Here is a 15805-nt window from a genome sequence, read left to right on the forward strand (position 1 = left end):
TTTACTTGGTATTAACTAGTTTTGTTTGTCTTCTAAAATTTGAATAGTTGTAGTTGTGCAACTAGTTGAACGTGCAACCGTTGAATAAGGTTAGACATAGAGGTTTATCCCCAGTGGCAAGAGCTAAAAAGAATAAGGAAGCTGGAGAGGCGTTTAAAAAATTACTCAAAGAAAAAAACTTTACCCAATACAAACTTGAGCAAGTAACTGGTCTGGATAAAAGCGTCATTAGCAAGATAGCAACTGGACAAACTGCTAATCCTACACCAACCACACTTCAAAAAATAGCAGCTGCCTTGGGGGTTGAACTGGGTGAACTAACAAGAATCTTTGCTCAATCAGCTGTGCAATCTCAGCCTCAAGAGTCAGTTTCTAAGGTATCAATATCCAACAACTCTGATTTTGTGGGTCGTGAGCAAGCGATCGCACACCTCGATAAACTAGTTAATGAAGGCGCAAAAGTTATCCTAATTCACGCAGAGGGAGGTATAGGTAAAACAACTTTGGCTACAAAATGGTTTGAGCTTCAAGGTTTAGAATGTCTTGAATTGCGTGTAGGAAGTACACCTCAAAATTTAAACTCAATAGAAGATTGGGTAAGGTTCAAGCTCAGATATTATTTTAAGGAAAATCCAGAACAAAATTTCATGATTATGCTGGAGCAGTTGAAAACCCAGCTTCAGATGAAAAAAATTGGTGTATTGATTAATAACCTTGAAACTGCTTTAATAAATGGCGAGTTCATAGAACTCCAGCACAGCTATTATATAGAATTATTAAATGTACTAGCGCATTATAGTGTACATTCAGTCACACTTATTACAAGCCGGGAGCTAATTTATGAACCTTTACTAGTAAGTAATCCTAATTTCAAAAATTATCGTTTGGAAAGTTTATTAGAAGAAGCATGGAAACATTATTTTGAGAGTATAAAAATTCAAATAGATTCTGATGCTCTCCGTGAAATGCATCGAGCTTATGGAGGAAATGCTGAGGTTATGTATATCCTAAGTGGTGATATCGCTACAACTTCACAAGGATCTTTAAAAAATTATTGGCAGGAGCATCAGGATGATTTATTGAGGCATCCGACTTTAGAAAAACTCGTACAGCGACAATTTAATAAACTAAAGAATGATAATTTACAAGCTTATCAACTATTGTGTCGTCTGGCTTGTTATCCTAATCAGGATATTATGCTCCCAAAAGTATGGCTATTTTGCTTGCTGTGGGATGTACCAAAAAATCGCCAGCAGAGAATTATTAATGAGTTATGCGATCGCTCTTTAATAAAAGATTATAATGAGGAATATTACCTGCATCCAGTTATTCGTCAAGCATTGGTAGAAAAATTCAGCACAATTGATAATAGGAATAACACTCAACTAGTTTTAATTAAACAAAAAATTGATGAAGTTTTAGAATCACAACAGCAATTACAGTCATTTCTTATATGGGTACAACAAAAATCAATTTCGGTTAATTGTAATTTCACTCAACCAAGTATTAAAGCGTTTTATTTTTATTTAGCGCTCCGGCTTAATCATACAATTGATCATTTATGCCCTAATCCAGTTGTAGCTTTCTTTGAAGATGATTTTAATCCGCAAATAGCTTTTGCTTTAGGTTTAGAATTAACAATAAATGACAAATATTATAATGAAGTTTATCTTGATATTGAATTAGCCTATGCTTTTGCTGATGCTCCCAAAAAGGCTGATATTAAACAATATAACCTTGAACCAGACTTAGTACATTTACTTCAAACCTTGGAGAATAAGATTCTGGACTACAGTACTTCCATGTCTTTCTTGTATGGTGGAGGATATGAAAACTCTTGGCAAGATGATTGGTCAAATGAAGTAAAGGATTTAGCAGGAAAACTAAGATTAATGTTAATTAAATATCGCAATATTGGGCATGACTGGAAGTTTACAAAGAGGCAATGGTACTTAATTCAACAGTATTACAATGCTAATAAATTACTTGTGGATTGCCTCAATCAAGCTTCTGATAAAGTCCGATCGCACATCGAAGACACTCTACTCTTACCCATCGCTGAAATAGAAAAACGACCATTTAAAAATTAAATCGCTTTCTTCTTTGCGCCTCTGCGCCTTTGCGTGAGATAAAAAAGGCGGGTGCGGGAATTGAACCCGCTAATCCCCAAAATGGTGGAGATGTAACCGATAACCCTCAATTCATCGTCCCCGAAAGGCAAGTTGCGAACAAGGGTAACCCGCCATGAAGTAAGGAGGATAAAGGAAAACTTTATCCTCCATAAATCTCTACAACTCACCCGTAGCCAGCATTTGGATAATGCGAGGCGTACCCGGATCGAATCCCGCTAAATCCCAAGACAAGGAATCTTGAGGATCTACCAAGGTAATCTGGTAAGGCGTCAAGGTGACATACACCGCCTTAGCCTCAGGATTTACCTTTTTGCGGTACTCCTTCAGTGCTTGACTTGGATGCTTATACCCAGCCCAGCTTTCTGAGTCAGTCCAAAAGCAGACAACATCTGCTTTGAACTTATTCTTAATCATCCAGTCGTAAGCCACAGAGGCATCTGTTCCGCCGAAGTTTTGATTCCTAGCTTTGGCTACAGCAGAACTAAAACTATCTTTGGCAGTGATATCCAATTCTCGGAATTCCGTAGCAAAACCGCGAATCATATAGTTTTTCTCTGCTTTTGCTGTTACTAGTGCCATTGTGGTGGCAATTTCACAACAACTCAGCCCCATATCTGCAACCAAGCTACCCATAGAACCAGAAACGTCTACAGCGTGCATGAAAACTTTACCTGTGGGTTGCACAACATCAAAAGACAGTTCAACCGCCTTTTCTAAAATGTCCACAATCGGAGAAACTGGGTTCCAAGTCTTCTGGCTGCGTCCTAATCTACCACCAGATTGATATGTTTTGAGTGCTTTCAAAACATCAATCGGATGAATGCGACCTCTACGCAGATGTTCTTTGTTGTTGAGAACTGCTTCCACTCGCTGCAAGTTGGCAGTTTCGTCAGTTCGCAACACACCCAATTCAGTCAAAGAACCCAGGTTACGCAGCATTGCACCTATTGGCATTTCCTGAAATAATAACTGCCAAGCAGCTTTGTCCATTTTGCCGACGGGTGCAGCCATTTCGTGGGTTAAGCGTCCTTGCAAAATAGCTTCATGGGTTTCGGTAGGGTTGCGTTTCAGCCACTCATACCACCAAATCTGCGCCAATGCTTCTGAGGGAATGTCTGCTGGCAATTCTTCCCAGCCTCTAACTACCCACTCAAATAGTTGACGGTGATTTTCTGTAGGCGGTTTGACATGGAACAACCGCAATGCATCTCTGTGGGTAAAGCCTTGACGCTGTTGATATTTCAACAGTTGATAAGCTAAGCCTTTGACATCTTCCCGTGAGAGCCAAGTTTTACCAGCTTCTCGCACGACTTTGCCAAATCCCCGCAGAGATTTGGTGTAGTTCAGCCATTCGTAGAAATGGCTACCTGTGCGGACAACTTGGGGGAAAATTTCACCAAACGCTTGTTTTGCTTCTGGTGCTTCACCCATTGACAGCAAAACTAAAGCCAAGATAGGCGCACTGTTATTGATGGCGCGTCCATCGCTGGCATAGAGAATTTCTTCTGCCACACGGCTGGGATTTTCAGCAACAGCTTGTCTGACAACTGCTACAAAATCTTCAGTTAATTCTTGTTTGCCAGCATAGTAAGTGCTTTTTGCTGTGCCAACCAAAAGACAACGGCGCAGCATTTTCCAAATACCAGCATCAAACATCCAACCACCGGAACGTCCTTGAATCATCTCGGCTTCCCGTCCGGGGATAGGCTGATTTTGTGGTGTAGTTGTTTTCTTTTTAGTGAAGAAGTTGTAATTCATCGCTTCATCTCCCGGCCTTTGCAGGCAAAAATGAAAGGTGGCAGGGCAAGATTTGAACTTGCGACATCCGGCTTAAAATGCGATAACCCTAATTCTTCGGCCTTTTCAGGCAAGGGTTGAACAAGGATGTTTTTCGGCGCTCTACCAAACTGAGCTACCTGCCACATGGAAATTTTGGATTTTGGATTTTAGATTTTAAATTCAATCTAAAATCTAAAATTATTTGGTGTAGCGGAGCAGGATTTGAACCTGCGACCTCTCGAACCCAATCGATAACCCTAATTCGTCGGCCTTTGCAGGCAAGGGGTGAACAAGGATGTTTTAGCGCTCTGCCACTGAGCTACCCGCCACATATAAAGTTAGGAGTTAGGAATGAGGAGTTAGGAGTTTGAAATTTTTGAATTGAAAACTTTCAACTCCTAATTCTTAACTCCTAACTCTTCACTCAAAATTCAATTTGGTGTAGTGGAGCGGGATTTGAACCCGCGACCTCCCGTTTGGCAAACGATAACCCTCAATTCGTCGGCCTTTGCAGGCAAGTTGTGAATAAGGATATTTAGGCGCTCTATCCGCTGAGCTATCCACCACATAAAAATTCAGGCGTTGCTGATTGAAAATATGAATTTGTCTCACGCAAAGTCGCAAAGGCGCAAAGGTACAAAGAAAAGGAAAGGTAATTTTGGCATTTCATATTCTGATTCAGCAACGCCAAAATTCAAAATTCAAAATTTAAATTTCAGCACTAGATTTGGTGTAGTGGAGCAGGATTTTTACCTGCATCTCCAGAAGTTGTATCAAGGGTGTTTTAGTTATATGTATGCGATAACCCTCGATGTGTCGGCCTTTACAGGCAAGGTGGGCACTCTATTATTTGAGCTATCCACTACTAAGGAAAGCTAACTCCTTGATGAACATCGCTTGTATTATTAATGTAGTATTTGTAGTATTAGATGTCAAGTGTTTGGCAAGCTAATTTATTTGTATTAGTCTACCCTGGTGCGTAGGCGTAGCCCGCCGCAGCCATCGCCACACTTCATCACACCAGGCAAACAATTTTTGCCGGATTTTTAACTTATAACGTTCAATTTGTTGGGTTTTGGTAACTGCAACCCATATCAAGTAAAGTTTTTGCCAGAAAATTTGCCAACGGATACAAAAAAAGTCCAAATTTTTGCCAAGATAGATAGTATTAATTTTCTAAAATTCACTTGGCAAAAATCAGCATGAGTGAAAAATCCATAGAAGGTAACGGTAAGGCTTTTCTCGTTATACTTTTGCCCCTCTCGTTTTTGATTATTTTCCTGGTTGCCACGTGGAGAATTTTACTAGCAGCAATTGTGCTGGTAATTGCCTTCAGGCTTTGGCAGGAATATCAATGGCAACAGTGGACTAAGCGAGTTAACCCGATTTTTCATCAGTTGGTTCGGGAAAATCAAGGCAAACTGACGCCAATGGACTTGGCAATCAGGGGTAATTTTCCTGGAACAACGGCAAAACGCTACTTAGATACTAAAGCTCAGGAATTTGGCGCTAGTATCGTAAATTCTGAAGATGACAACCAGTATTATTACTTTATAACTGGCAGTATTTTAGGCAATATTCTTGACAGTAGTGAGCCTGTCAAGCAACTTCCTGCTCAACCAGTTACCAAAACTGCGCGATCGCTTTTAGCACCACCGCCACCCATAGCACAGGAGGAAGAACCAGAAACTGAAGCACCGCCACAGCCAACCCATAACGAAGTTACACGAACGCTTGAAAAACAATTAGTTTTTGGCTCTCTAATTCAATCTGAACTAGCCAAGCGGCTAAATGTCTATTCCAGCACAGTTTATAAACGCCGAAATGACCCGGAATTTCCAGAGTGGAGTCGCAGCAGAGACCCTGATGGTATCGCCTGGTCGTATTCGGAAAAAACTAAAGAGTTTTTCCCTCTGGAAGAATAAGAAGGCAGGAGGCAGAAGGCAGAAGGCAGGAGGCAGGAGGCAACCGACCGTTAAAAGAGTGGGATTGAAACAAGGACGCTTTATACCTCGCTGCAAGCAGTCTCGGTATAATTTTTGTTTTTAAGTGGGCTTTATACCCACTACTGAAGTTTTTATTAATACTTCTTTCCTTCTGCCCTCTGCCTTTGTACTTCTGCCTTTCTTGGTAAAGAAGTTTCAGGCTTTACTTTTTGCTTCTAAACCCACAGCTTCGCTGATGGAATTTAATCCGCTTTGTTCTAAATGGGAAAGCAAACCTTTAAGAATCCGGCTTACCATCAGTGGGCCTTCATAAATCCACCCTGTATAAACTTGGATCAAGCTAGCACCAGCAATAATTTTTTCCCAAGCATCATCTGGGGAAAAAATGCCACCAACGCCGATAATGGGGATTTGTCCTTGAGTTTGCTGCCAAATAAAACGAATTACCTCAGTAGAACGATCGCGCAATGGTTCACCGCTAATTCCGCCGGCTTCTGACTGGGGTGATTTCCCGGTTTGCTCAATTACCTGGGTTTTGAGTCCATCGCGACTGATAGTAGTATTAGTCGCGATAATTCCGGCTAGTTGGTAGGTTTTAGCAAGAGTTATGATGTCAGCGATCGCTTCCCATTCTAAATCTGGCGCTATCTTGACAAAAATCGGTTTTTGTGATGTATTTTCTGTTTGTAATAATTCTAAGATGGCACCGAGCATGACAGCATCTTGGAGCGATCGTAGTCCTGGTGTATTTGGGGAAGAGACATTAACAACAAAATAATCTCCCAAATCCTTGAGTAGGCGAAAACTATCAAGATAATCCTGTGCGGCTGCTTCCAGAGGAGTTACCTTAGATTTACCCAAATTTATTCCTATGGGTATTGACCGAGTTAACTCCTGTTTTTCTAGTGACAATCTTGCTGCCATTGCGGCTGCACCGCTATTATTAAACCCCATACGATTGAGAGCAGCTTTATCCAACGGCAAGCGAAACAAACGGGGGCGAGGATTTCCCGGCTGGGGATGAAAAGTTACAGTTCCCAATTCTGCAAAGCCAAAACCCAGGCTAGGCCAAATATTAGCAGCAACGCCATCCTTGTCAAACCCAGCGGCTAAACCTACAGGGTTGGGAAACTTTAGCCCAAACAAATTTTGTTCTAGGCGTGAATCATACAAACACAAAGATTGTTGTAGACGATGATTTACCCAACTTCCAGCTGGGTAAGTGCTTGTTTGTGATAGCCAATTCAAACTGCGAATAGTCTGCTGGTGTAACCACTCAGGGTCTGCTTTTACCAGATTGAAAAACAGTGGACGAATTGCAACTTGATAAATATCCATTAGCTTTATTTAGAGAGAATTCAGAATTCAGAAGTCAGAATTCTGAATTTATACGAATTTAAAAACACAATGCGACAAATAGACCATTTTGTAGAGACGCGATTCATCGCGTCTTCACTTCACCCAAGTAGCAATTTGTTTGGAATCAGTTACGGGTTTAGAGGATTTAGTTTTGAGAACGCAAATCTTTTAAGAAGCTCAGTAAGGCTTCATTAACTATTTCGGGAGACTCTACGCTTACCCAATGACCGACATCAGGAATGATAATTTGTTTTTTCAAGTTAGGAACCCAGTTGCTAATTCCATCAAGATTCATTCCAGGAAACTTTAGTACCACATCTTTTTCACCAGCAATGAACAATGCAGGTTGTGATATCTTTTTATCTTCCAGTTGAGGGGTAATTTCCATATTCCGGTCAATGTTGCGATACCAATTTAATCCCCCACGAAAACCACTGCGTTTATATTGCTCTACATAATAATCTAGATCCTCTTGGGTTATCCCCGGAGGTTGCTCAAGAGGATCGATTAACCCGTCTAGAAAACCGGAGGTTGATGGTTTAGGTTTGAAGAAAATTTCTTGAGCATTAGAGCCACTACCCATACTATAAATCATCCGCAAAGAACGACGGATGTCGGCTTCAAATTCAGCTTCGGCAATCCCAGGCTTTTGGAAATATACCATGTACCAAAAGTTATCTCCAAAATTTTCTTGTTTTGTCAATTCTCCCACTGGGTAACGAGAGTAGGGAACGCTCATACCAACAACAGCATTGACTCGTTCTTCGTGTAGTAATGCTGTGTTCCAAGCGACAGGCGCACCCCAGTCATGGCCGACAACAGTGAAGGTTGCATATCCAAGGGCATCAGCAATGCCAACAACATCTCCAGTTAAATGAATGATGTCATAAGCATTGACTTCTTCTGGAGCATCGCTGCCACCGTAACCTCTTTGGTCGGGAACAGCCACCTTAAAGCCTGCTTCCACAAGCGGGTCGATTTGGTGACGCCACAAATACCAGCATTGAGGCCAACCGTGAAGCAAAATTACTAGAGGCCCTTCACCCTCAACAACTGTCCTCAAACTAACTCCGTTTGTCTCAATAGTACGAAAGTTGCGTTGTTTCATAATTAAAACCTTTTGTATTTCACTATTAAGCTGTTAATAACTGTTTTCGTAACTAGTTTAATACCTGTGGCAATATTATTCAGAGTGCTTTTCTGGGCATCTTATATATTACAAGTTATGTAAAACGATAAATCAGATGGGGCAGCCGCAAAAAACTATAGCCGCTGAACAGCAGATCCTTTCATTGGGGCGTGTCCTCCAGAGCCTCAGGGAAGAAGATGATGTTGATGTTCTGATTCAAATTATTATTTCTTATCTTCAAGAACAGTTTGACTACAAACTAATTTGGATTGCTCTTTACGATCGCCTGAATCACATATTATTTGGGAAAGGCGGTATAATTCCTAACAAAGATACAAGCTTTTTACACCAAAAAATTGTTATTAGTCCTGGGGATTTATTAGAGCAAGTAGTTATTGAGCAGCATCCCTTGGGAGTAGCTGATTTGCGAGCTGAAACCCGCGCTCCTGAATGGCGGAAAGTTGCAGAAAAGTTCCAAATTCAAGGAACGATTATTATACCAATTCGCTATAAAGACCGTTGCTTAGGTTTGCTGTTACTAGGTTCAGAACGCTGGGGCTACCTGCTGGCAGGGGAAGCAAAAGCACGTTTGATGATGGTTTTAGGCGAACTTGGCGCAGTGCTTTATCAACATGAAATACAGTTGCAGCAAAAGCAAGCAAAGCGAACTGATGAGCCATTATTAGAATTGCTAGAAAATTTACGCAACCTCAGTAAATTAAATCAAAAACTAGAAGCAGCGGTGCAAGCAACCCATAAATTTGTCTCTCCCAACCGCACAAATATCTATTGGTTTGAGCGGGAAGGGCGCTATTTTTGGTGTCGGATGAGCAATCAACTTGTAAAAATCGATCCTAACTCTAGTACTCAGCCAGCAGCAGGAATGACGGTGCAGGAATTGAGCGATTTTTATTATGCTTTGTCAGTTAACCAAATTGTTTCCATTGGCGATGCCCGCAGTTCCTTAAAAAGTCATTTTACGGCAAAATTGCTACAACGTTTAAAAGTGCGATCGCTCTTGGCTGCTCCAATTATTTGGCAAAAAAACTTGCTGGGTTTTTTGGCAGTGGAAAGTAATGAACCCCGCATTTGGACAGAGACAGATAAAAATTTTGTCCAAGGTGCAGCTGGATTAATCTCGCTAATTGTTCCCATCGAAAACAGCGAAAGCACCATCAAACAAATTCAAGAAGATGCTGAACTGACTAGTCAAGTCGCCCAAGGTATTTATAGCGAATATGAGCTTCAGGAAACCTTACAAAATTCTGCAAAAAAAGTTTTAACTCGATTCGCTGCTACCCGCTTTTTGCTATTACAGTACGACTCAGAACAGAATAATTATCAATTTATTTATCAAAGTCAGCCACATAATCGCCGACCGTTGAAATTTGCCCTCGATACTCTTAAAGAATTAGATGGACAACTGTTGCAACGTTCAAATGAAGCCGTAGAAATTGAGAACTTAGATGAAGATTTACGCTTTTTTAATTGGCGTGCTTTGTTGTTAGAAAATGGGATGCGATCGCTACTTATTTGCAAATGCCTCCACGGTCAAATACCACCAGTAATTTTAATCATCGCTCACGAAAGCCATCGGTGTTGGACAACTCAAGAAAAAGAATTACTTTGGGCTGTAAGTCAACAAATAGGCGTAATTGTTCGTCAGTGGCAATTGCACAACCGCACCCAACACCAGCAAAAAATTTCCCAAGCATTTGAGCGATGCCTACAGATTTTGCCACAATCCTACAACAGAAAAATCGAGGGTGGAAAAAAGGATCTAGAATCTAAAGTACTAGAACAAATAGCAACAATTTTGGGCTGTCCGCTAGCCGTACTCTTTTCTTGGACGGCTGGTGAAGATTGGGCAGAAATTATACCTGGAGTAACAGCTAGTAGCCAATTTGGAATTTTTGCTGGTGCATCAATTTCGACCCGAAATGAGGCACTAATTCAGTGGGCACTCGATACAGAAGGCTACTTGGCCCTGAAGGTAGATGATTTACCTCCAGAAACTCGGAAATGGTTAAATACGCCAGATAAAGGACAAATTTTTATTATGGCGTTACGTACTAATACTGAACATGAAACCACAGGTGTAGTTTTGTTGGCAGACACTCAAGAGCGTCGCTGGTCAGAACAAAGCCTAAATACCACAGCAACTTTGATTTCTCAATTAGCTTGGTGGCGTCGCCAAAAGCACATTAATCAACTTTTAGAGTCTACCACCGAGGAATTACGACAACTTAACTGGTACAAACATCGCCGTCTAGAAGAAATCCAAAGAATAACAGCGGTGTCTCTCAATCAAATACGCGATTTAGGCATTCCTGCAAACGAACTAGCTCAGATGCGCTACCAGTTGCTACTACGACAGTTAGACCATACAGCCACCTCCATGAGTGGATTGCTAAAACTAGAGCAATGGCAACTACACAAGAGTTGGGAAACTATGCCCATAGCCAGTTTATTAAAGCGATCGCTCGAACGCATCGACAATTTACTCAAACAACAAAAACTCTGGATTGGCGTGCATGGTTTGGGACAACCAATTGAAGATGGAGAATCGCCAAAAAGCTGTTTATTACCTAAAAATGTTCCTAACGCCAACGCTCAATCGGCAATGGCGATCGCAGGCGATATCATGAAAATTGAATTAGTAATCCATGAATTGTTGATTAATGCGTGTAACCGTTCTCCAATCGGTGGTAGAATTGACATTTGGTGTCGGCGTTTAACTGACCATCAATCCGCAGATGCCAAGAGAAATCCATCGGAACTTCGGCTAGATTCCGGTGTGAGAGTGGCGAATGGTCATCAGACATTCTTAGAACTGTCGATTACACACAACGGTGCGATCGAACCACAACTACTAACAGAGTTAAATAAAAATCCACTCAAAGATGTCCTTGCTCCCTCTAATCTCAACCAACCACCAGGCTTACACTTGCTAATTTGCCAAAACCTCATGCAAGAACTAGGAGGCGAGTTGAATTTCTATCAATTACCCGATAATCGGGTAGTCAGCCGATTGCTTTTGCCGTTAGCAAATAATGACTCTTAAACAGTAGAATTCACGAGTCATATAAATTCAAAATTCTCCTAATTGATTGTGAATTCTGACCGCAGGCAGAGCATCTCCGTCTTTGCTCCTGAATTCTTATGTAATCAAAAGCCCAAAACCTCTATTGATTTTTCAAGTACTTCTTTAGGGCGAAATGGTTTAGTCAGATATAAGTCTGCACCAACCTCAATTCCCTTTTGTTTATCAAATTCCTGTCCCTTTGCTGTCAAAATTATGATATAAATGTCAGTCATTTGCAGTTCGTGTTTTACAATCTGGCAAACTTTCAGACCATTCATTTTAGGCATCATCACATCAAGAAAAACTAAGTTTGGTTTTTCAGTTTTAATAATTTCCAGAGCTTCTTCACCATTTTTAGCAGTTAAAAGTTCAACCCCTTCATCTTCTAAATCTTCTAGAGCTTGTTCCATCAAAATCAAGATATTGGGTTCATCGTCAACAATGAGAATTTTTTGAGTCATAGGATTGGGGTATGGGATATCGGGCATTGGGCATGGGGCATGGGGCATGGGGAAAGGGAAAGGGGTAAGGGGAAAAGGGGAAAGATTAAATTTATTCCTTTTCCCTTTAACCTTTAACCTTTTCCCCTGCGTCCCCTGTTCATCTCCCCATTGCTTTAATTAGCGATCGGACAGCATGATGAAGAATACATTCTCCAAGCCTTTCTCAAAGCGTAAGGTTTTCACCAAATCGGCTTCTTGAGAAAAGATAGAATCAATAATGATCATGTCAGGTTTAGCTGACAAAGCTTTATGGATGCATTCTTGAGGATTAGAAGCTTCAATTACGTTGTATCCCTGAGTTTGTAGCACATCTGATAGGGTTTTTAAAGTTGAGGCATTTTTATCAACTACCAATACCTTTTTACTAGAAGTGCCTTGAGAAAGTAGTAAGCCAATTTCACCAAGCAGTTTTTCTGTGTTGATGGGTTTGGTGAGATAGCGATCTATGCCAATATGGTAACCGCGTTCTTTGTTTTCAATAATTGACAAAATAATGATGGGAATATCTGCGGTATGAGGATCGTTTTTCAGGACAGCTGCTACGTCAAAGCCGTTGATTTGAGGCATCATCACGTCTAAAAGAATCAAATCGGGACGAGCTGTTTTGATTTGATGAATTGCATCCATACCGTCTTTGGCTTCCCGAACGTTGTAGCCTTCGTTTTCTAACTGTTGACGCAGTAGTTCTCGAATGTTGGCATCATCATCCACCACCAAAATGGTTTTGCGATTTTCGTTGAGTACAGCAGCTGTAGTGATGACGTGTTCTTTGAGCTGTTTTACTAAGGCATCTAGATTTAGTTTGGCACTGCTTTTGCGATCGCTGGTGTAAATGGGAATGATAAACGAAAACGTACTACCTTTGCCAAGTTCGCTTTCTACCCAGATTCTACCGCCGTGATGTTCAACGATTTGTTTGCAAATGGGCAATCCTAAGCCTGTGCCTTTGGGTTTATCAGTGAGAGTGTCGCCAACTTGCCGGAATTTCTCGAACACTTTCGGCTGGTCTTCGGGTGCTATGCCAACGCCTGTGTCAAGAACGCTAATGCAAATGGCGTTGTTCTGTTGTTTAATGCGGCAGGTGATAGAACCGGATTCAGTAAACTTGATAGCATTGGAAATCAAGTTGATTAAGACTTGGAGTAGACGATTGCGATCGCCTATTATTTGGGGTAATTCTGGTTCAATGTCGGTGATTAACTCTAAGCCATTGGTTTCAAACAACGCTGCTGTGGAAGTAGTTGCCCAATCTAGTAACTCAGTTGGATCGAGGGGTTGCATTTGCCATTCCACTTTACCCGCTTCCATCTTGGCAATGTCTAAAACATCATTAATCAAAGATGTCAGCCGTTCTGCTTCAGACACAATAATGTTGAGATTGTCACCTACCCTTTTGATTGTTTTCTGAAGTTTGCGGTCTTCGCTAGCAAGCATAGGAAACACATCGGTTTCTAGCTTTTCTTTAATGATGGATGCAAAACCAAGAACAGAAGTTAGTGGTGTCCGTAGTTCGTGGGAAACTGTAGAGATGAAATCGGTCTTCATCTTGTCGATTTCTTTTTCCGCAGTCACATCTCGAATCAGCAATGCCGAACCAAAGCAGGCCTGAGGTTCATTGTCAGTGGTTCTTTTAAAGATGGCGGTAGCTACTGCCTGACCGATACGTTCCTTTGCTAAGCTAACTTCAGCAGCAAACACATCGCTGGGATGGGACTGAGTTTTTTCAACTAAATCTGCTAAACCAAATATTGGTAATTCCCGATAGCTACCTTTGAGGGCGTTGCTCGTTAATCCATACATTGCTAAAAAGGCAGGATTGAAATGGGTAATTTGTCCGGTGATGTCTGTGACTATCAAACCATCTGCTAAGTTGTCTAAAATGGCGTTTAAACCCTGGGCTTCTGCTAGGGTATTTTCCAAGGCAGCAGTCCGTTCTGCAACTCTGGCTTCTAGTTCTTGATTCAGTTGTCGCAGAGCCATTTCTGCTTGTTTGCGGGCAGTAATATCAGTATTGATTTCTAGCACAGCGCAAGGCTGACCAGAAATGCTCCGTTGCAGAGTCCATCGGCTTTGAACCGTAATCAGCTGACCATTGCGGCTGAGGTGTTGTACTTCTCCTTCCCAATTGCCTTGCTGTAATAATTCTGCGATGATTGCTTCTTTTGGTTGGAGAAAAGTTTTTTTCAGAAATGTCTGAATGTATTGGCCTTTTACTTCCTCACGCGTCCAGCCGTACATTCTTTGGGCGCCTTGATTCCAGTACAAGATCTTATCGGTCATGTCGCGGACGATGATGGCATCACTGGAATGATTTAACATATCCATTAACCGTTCATTTTCTGCTTCTGCTAGCTTGCGATCGTGAATATCAGTGCAGATACCAATCCATTCCCGAATGCTGCCGTCTGGTTCAAAAATAGGGGTACCACAAACAGAAAAATGGCGGTATGTACCATCTTTACCACGTAATTGGAATTCGGTTTGATATAAACTGCGGTTTACCATAGCCGTATTCCAAGCTTCTGCGGTATGGGTATGGTCATCGGGATGAATAGCATCGAGCCAGCCCGCTCCTTGAAATTCTGCTTCAGTTTGACCAGTGTAGGCCATCCAGCTGAGCATTTCGCTGGGAACCCCCGATCCGTCAGGTGTAGCGACCCAGACAATTTGTGAGATAGTAGTCACCAGAGAGCGAAACCGTTCTTCACTCTGTCGCAAAGTTTGTTCTGCTAATTTGCGATCGTGAATATTAGTACAAGTGCCAATCCATTCCCGGATACTACCATCTGCTTCCAACACAGGGGCACCACAAACAGAGAAGTAGCGATATATGCCATCTTTACCACGTAGTCGGTATTCGGTTTGGTAGATGCCTTGGTTTGCCACAGCGGTATTCCAAGCTTCTGCACTGTGGGCGCGATCGTCAACATGTATTGGATCTAACCAGCCCAAACCTCCGACTTCCTCTTCCGTCTGACCTGTGTAGGCTATCCAAGTCAGCATTTCACTACCGATTCCCAGCCCTTCTGGAGTAGCCCCCCAGATGATTTGTGAAGTAGTAGTTACTAAAGTGCGATATCGTTCTTTAATACGCTGATTTTCGGCTTCTTCCAGCTTGTGATTGTGAATATCGGTGCAAGTACCAATCCACTCCCGAACACTGCCGTCTTCTTCGATCACCGGAGCAGCGCAGACCCAAAAGTAACGATAATTACCATCTTTGCCACGAATTCGGTATTCAGTTTGATAAAGACTGCGGTTAGCGACGGCAGCATTCCAGACTTCTGCGGTATGGGCGCGATCGCCAGGATGAACGGCATTAATCCAGCCTCCATTCTCAGCTTCTGCTAAACTTTGACCTGTATAAGCAATCCAGCTTGCCAGTTCAAAGCAAATTCCTTCTGGCGTGCTGACCCAAATAATTTGTGTGTTCTTTGTTACTAAAGAACGGTATCGCGCTTCGTTCTGTTTCAAGATTTTTTCGGACTCTTGGCTGTTTTGGTAGGTATTCTTGAGGTCGCTAATATTCTCCACAGTTGAGAAAATTACACACTCCCCATTCTGCTCAACCAACACTCCCGAAAGCCTGACTGAAACTAAATGCCCGTCTTTGTGGATGTACTCTTTCTCACAAGGTTCGTAGCGGCCAGTCCGTTCTAGGCTTTCTAGGGTTGCTGACTTGGCGGCATAATCTTGGCGCGTCATCTCCCAGTAGTTCAGATTCAGGGTTTCTGGGACAGTCCGCCCCGCGATCGCCGCATAAGCAGGATTCATGTCAATCAGTGTCCCATCGAGCCGACACAGTACCAAACCAACTGGACATTTTTCAAATAGCTGACGGTAGTATTCATCAACTTGGGTAGACATGGTTG

The 15805-nt window shown here is 41.9% G+C and carries 8 protein-coding genes and 3 tRNA genes; 3 read left to right on the forward strand and 8 right to left on the reverse strand.

All coding sequences use genetic code 11. The annotated features are described in order from the left end of the window. Positions 1 to 113: 113 nt before the first annotated feature. Positions 114 to 2090 carry a helix-turn-helix domain-containing protein gene (locus tag H6H03_RS14035; RefSeq protein WP_190955702.1) on the forward strand — a complete coding sequence of 659 codons (1977 nt, stop codon included), beginning with the start codon at positions 114 to 116 and terminating at the stop codon, positions 2088 to 2090. A gap of 198 nt (positions 2091 to 2288) precedes the next feature. On the opposite strand, the gene H6H03_RS14040 is transcribed toward H6H03_RS14035, so the two are convergent. The 4 genes from H6H03_RS14040 to H6H03_RS14055 all read right to left on the reverse strand — a co-directional run bounded on the left by H6H03_RS14040 (position 2289) and on the right by H6H03_RS14055 (position 4478). Then, on the reverse strand, positions 2289 to 3890 hold the full coding sequence (locus H6H03_RS14040) for a TROVE domain-containing protein (protein WP_190955703.1): 1602 nt from the start codon (positions 3888 to 3890) through the stop codon (positions 2289 to 2291). A 37-nt stretch (positions 3891 to 3927) separates the two neighbouring features. Further along, positions 3928 to 4054, reverse strand: a tRNA-OTHER gene (locus tag H6H03_RS14045). Between the two features lie 60 nt (positions 4055 to 4114). Beyond that, positions 4115 to 4241, reverse strand: a tRNA-OTHER gene (locus H6H03_RS14050). Between the two features lie 107 nt (positions 4242 to 4348). Next, positions 4349 to 4478: transfer RNA gene (locus H6H03_RS14055), tRNA-OTHER, on the reverse strand. A 635-nt stretch (positions 4479 to 5113) separates the two neighbouring features. Here H6H03_RS14055 and H6H03_RS14060 point away from each other — a divergent pair. Then, positions 5114 to 5836: a hypothetical protein gene (locus tag H6H03_RS14060; protein WP_190955704.1), complete on the forward strand. Its 723-nt coding sequence runs from the start codon at positions 5114 to 5116 to the stop codon at positions 5834 to 5836. 216 nt (positions 5837 to 6052) lie between these two features. Here the strand turns inward: H6H03_RS14060 and H6H03_RS14065 are convergent, their stop codons facing one another. Together H6H03_RS14065 and H6H03_RS14070 are read right to left on the reverse strand one after the other, a co-directional pair. After that, the gene (locus H6H03_RS14065) at positions 6053 to 7195 is read right to left on the reverse strand and encodes a quinone-dependent dihydroorotate dehydrogenase (RefSeq protein ID WP_190955705.1); all 1143 of its coding nucleotides are present in this window, start codon (positions 7193 to 7195) and stop codon (positions 6053 to 6055) included. A 166-nt stretch (positions 7196 to 7361) separates the two neighbouring features. After that, positions 7362 to 8324 (reverse strand): alpha/beta fold hydrolase, encoded by a 963-nt coding sequence (locus H6H03_RS14070; RefSeq protein ID WP_190955706.1) that lies wholly within the window; start codon positions 8322 to 8324, stop codon positions 7362 to 7364. 136 nt (positions 8325 to 8460) lie between these two features. Here H6H03_RS14070 and H6H03_RS14075 point away from each other — a divergent pair, with 136 nt between their 5' ends. Beyond that, complete coding sequence (locus H6H03_RS14075; protein WP_190955707.1) at positions 8461 to 11409, forward strand: sensor histidine kinase; 2949 nt, start codon at positions 8461 to 8463, stop codon at positions 11407 to 11409. Positions 11410 to 11513: 104 nt separating this feature from the next. Here the strand turns inward: H6H03_RS14075 and H6H03_RS14080 are convergent, their stop codons facing one another. Together H6H03_RS14080 and H6H03_RS14085 are read right to left on the reverse strand one after the other, a co-directional pair. Continuing rightward, a complete protein-coding gene (locus H6H03_RS14080; RefSeq protein ID WP_190955708.1) occupies positions 11514 to 11891 on the reverse strand; it encodes a response regulator in 378 nt (125 codons plus the stop codon). Positions 11892 to 12050: 159 nt separating this feature from the next. Further along, positions 12051 to 15800, reverse strand: coding sequence for a PAS domain S-box protein (locus tag H6H03_RS14085; RefSeq protein WP_190955709.1), 3750 nt, complete (start codon positions 15798 to 15800; stop codon positions 12051 to 12053). Positions 15801 to 15805: the final 5 nt, after the last annotated feature.

Source organism: Nostoc paludosum FACHB-159 (assembly GCF_014698835.1).
In the GTDB taxonomy this organism is placed as follows: domain Bacteria; phylum Cyanobacteriota; class Cyanobacteriia; order Cyanobacteriales; family Nostocaceae; genus Nostoc; species Nostoc paludosum.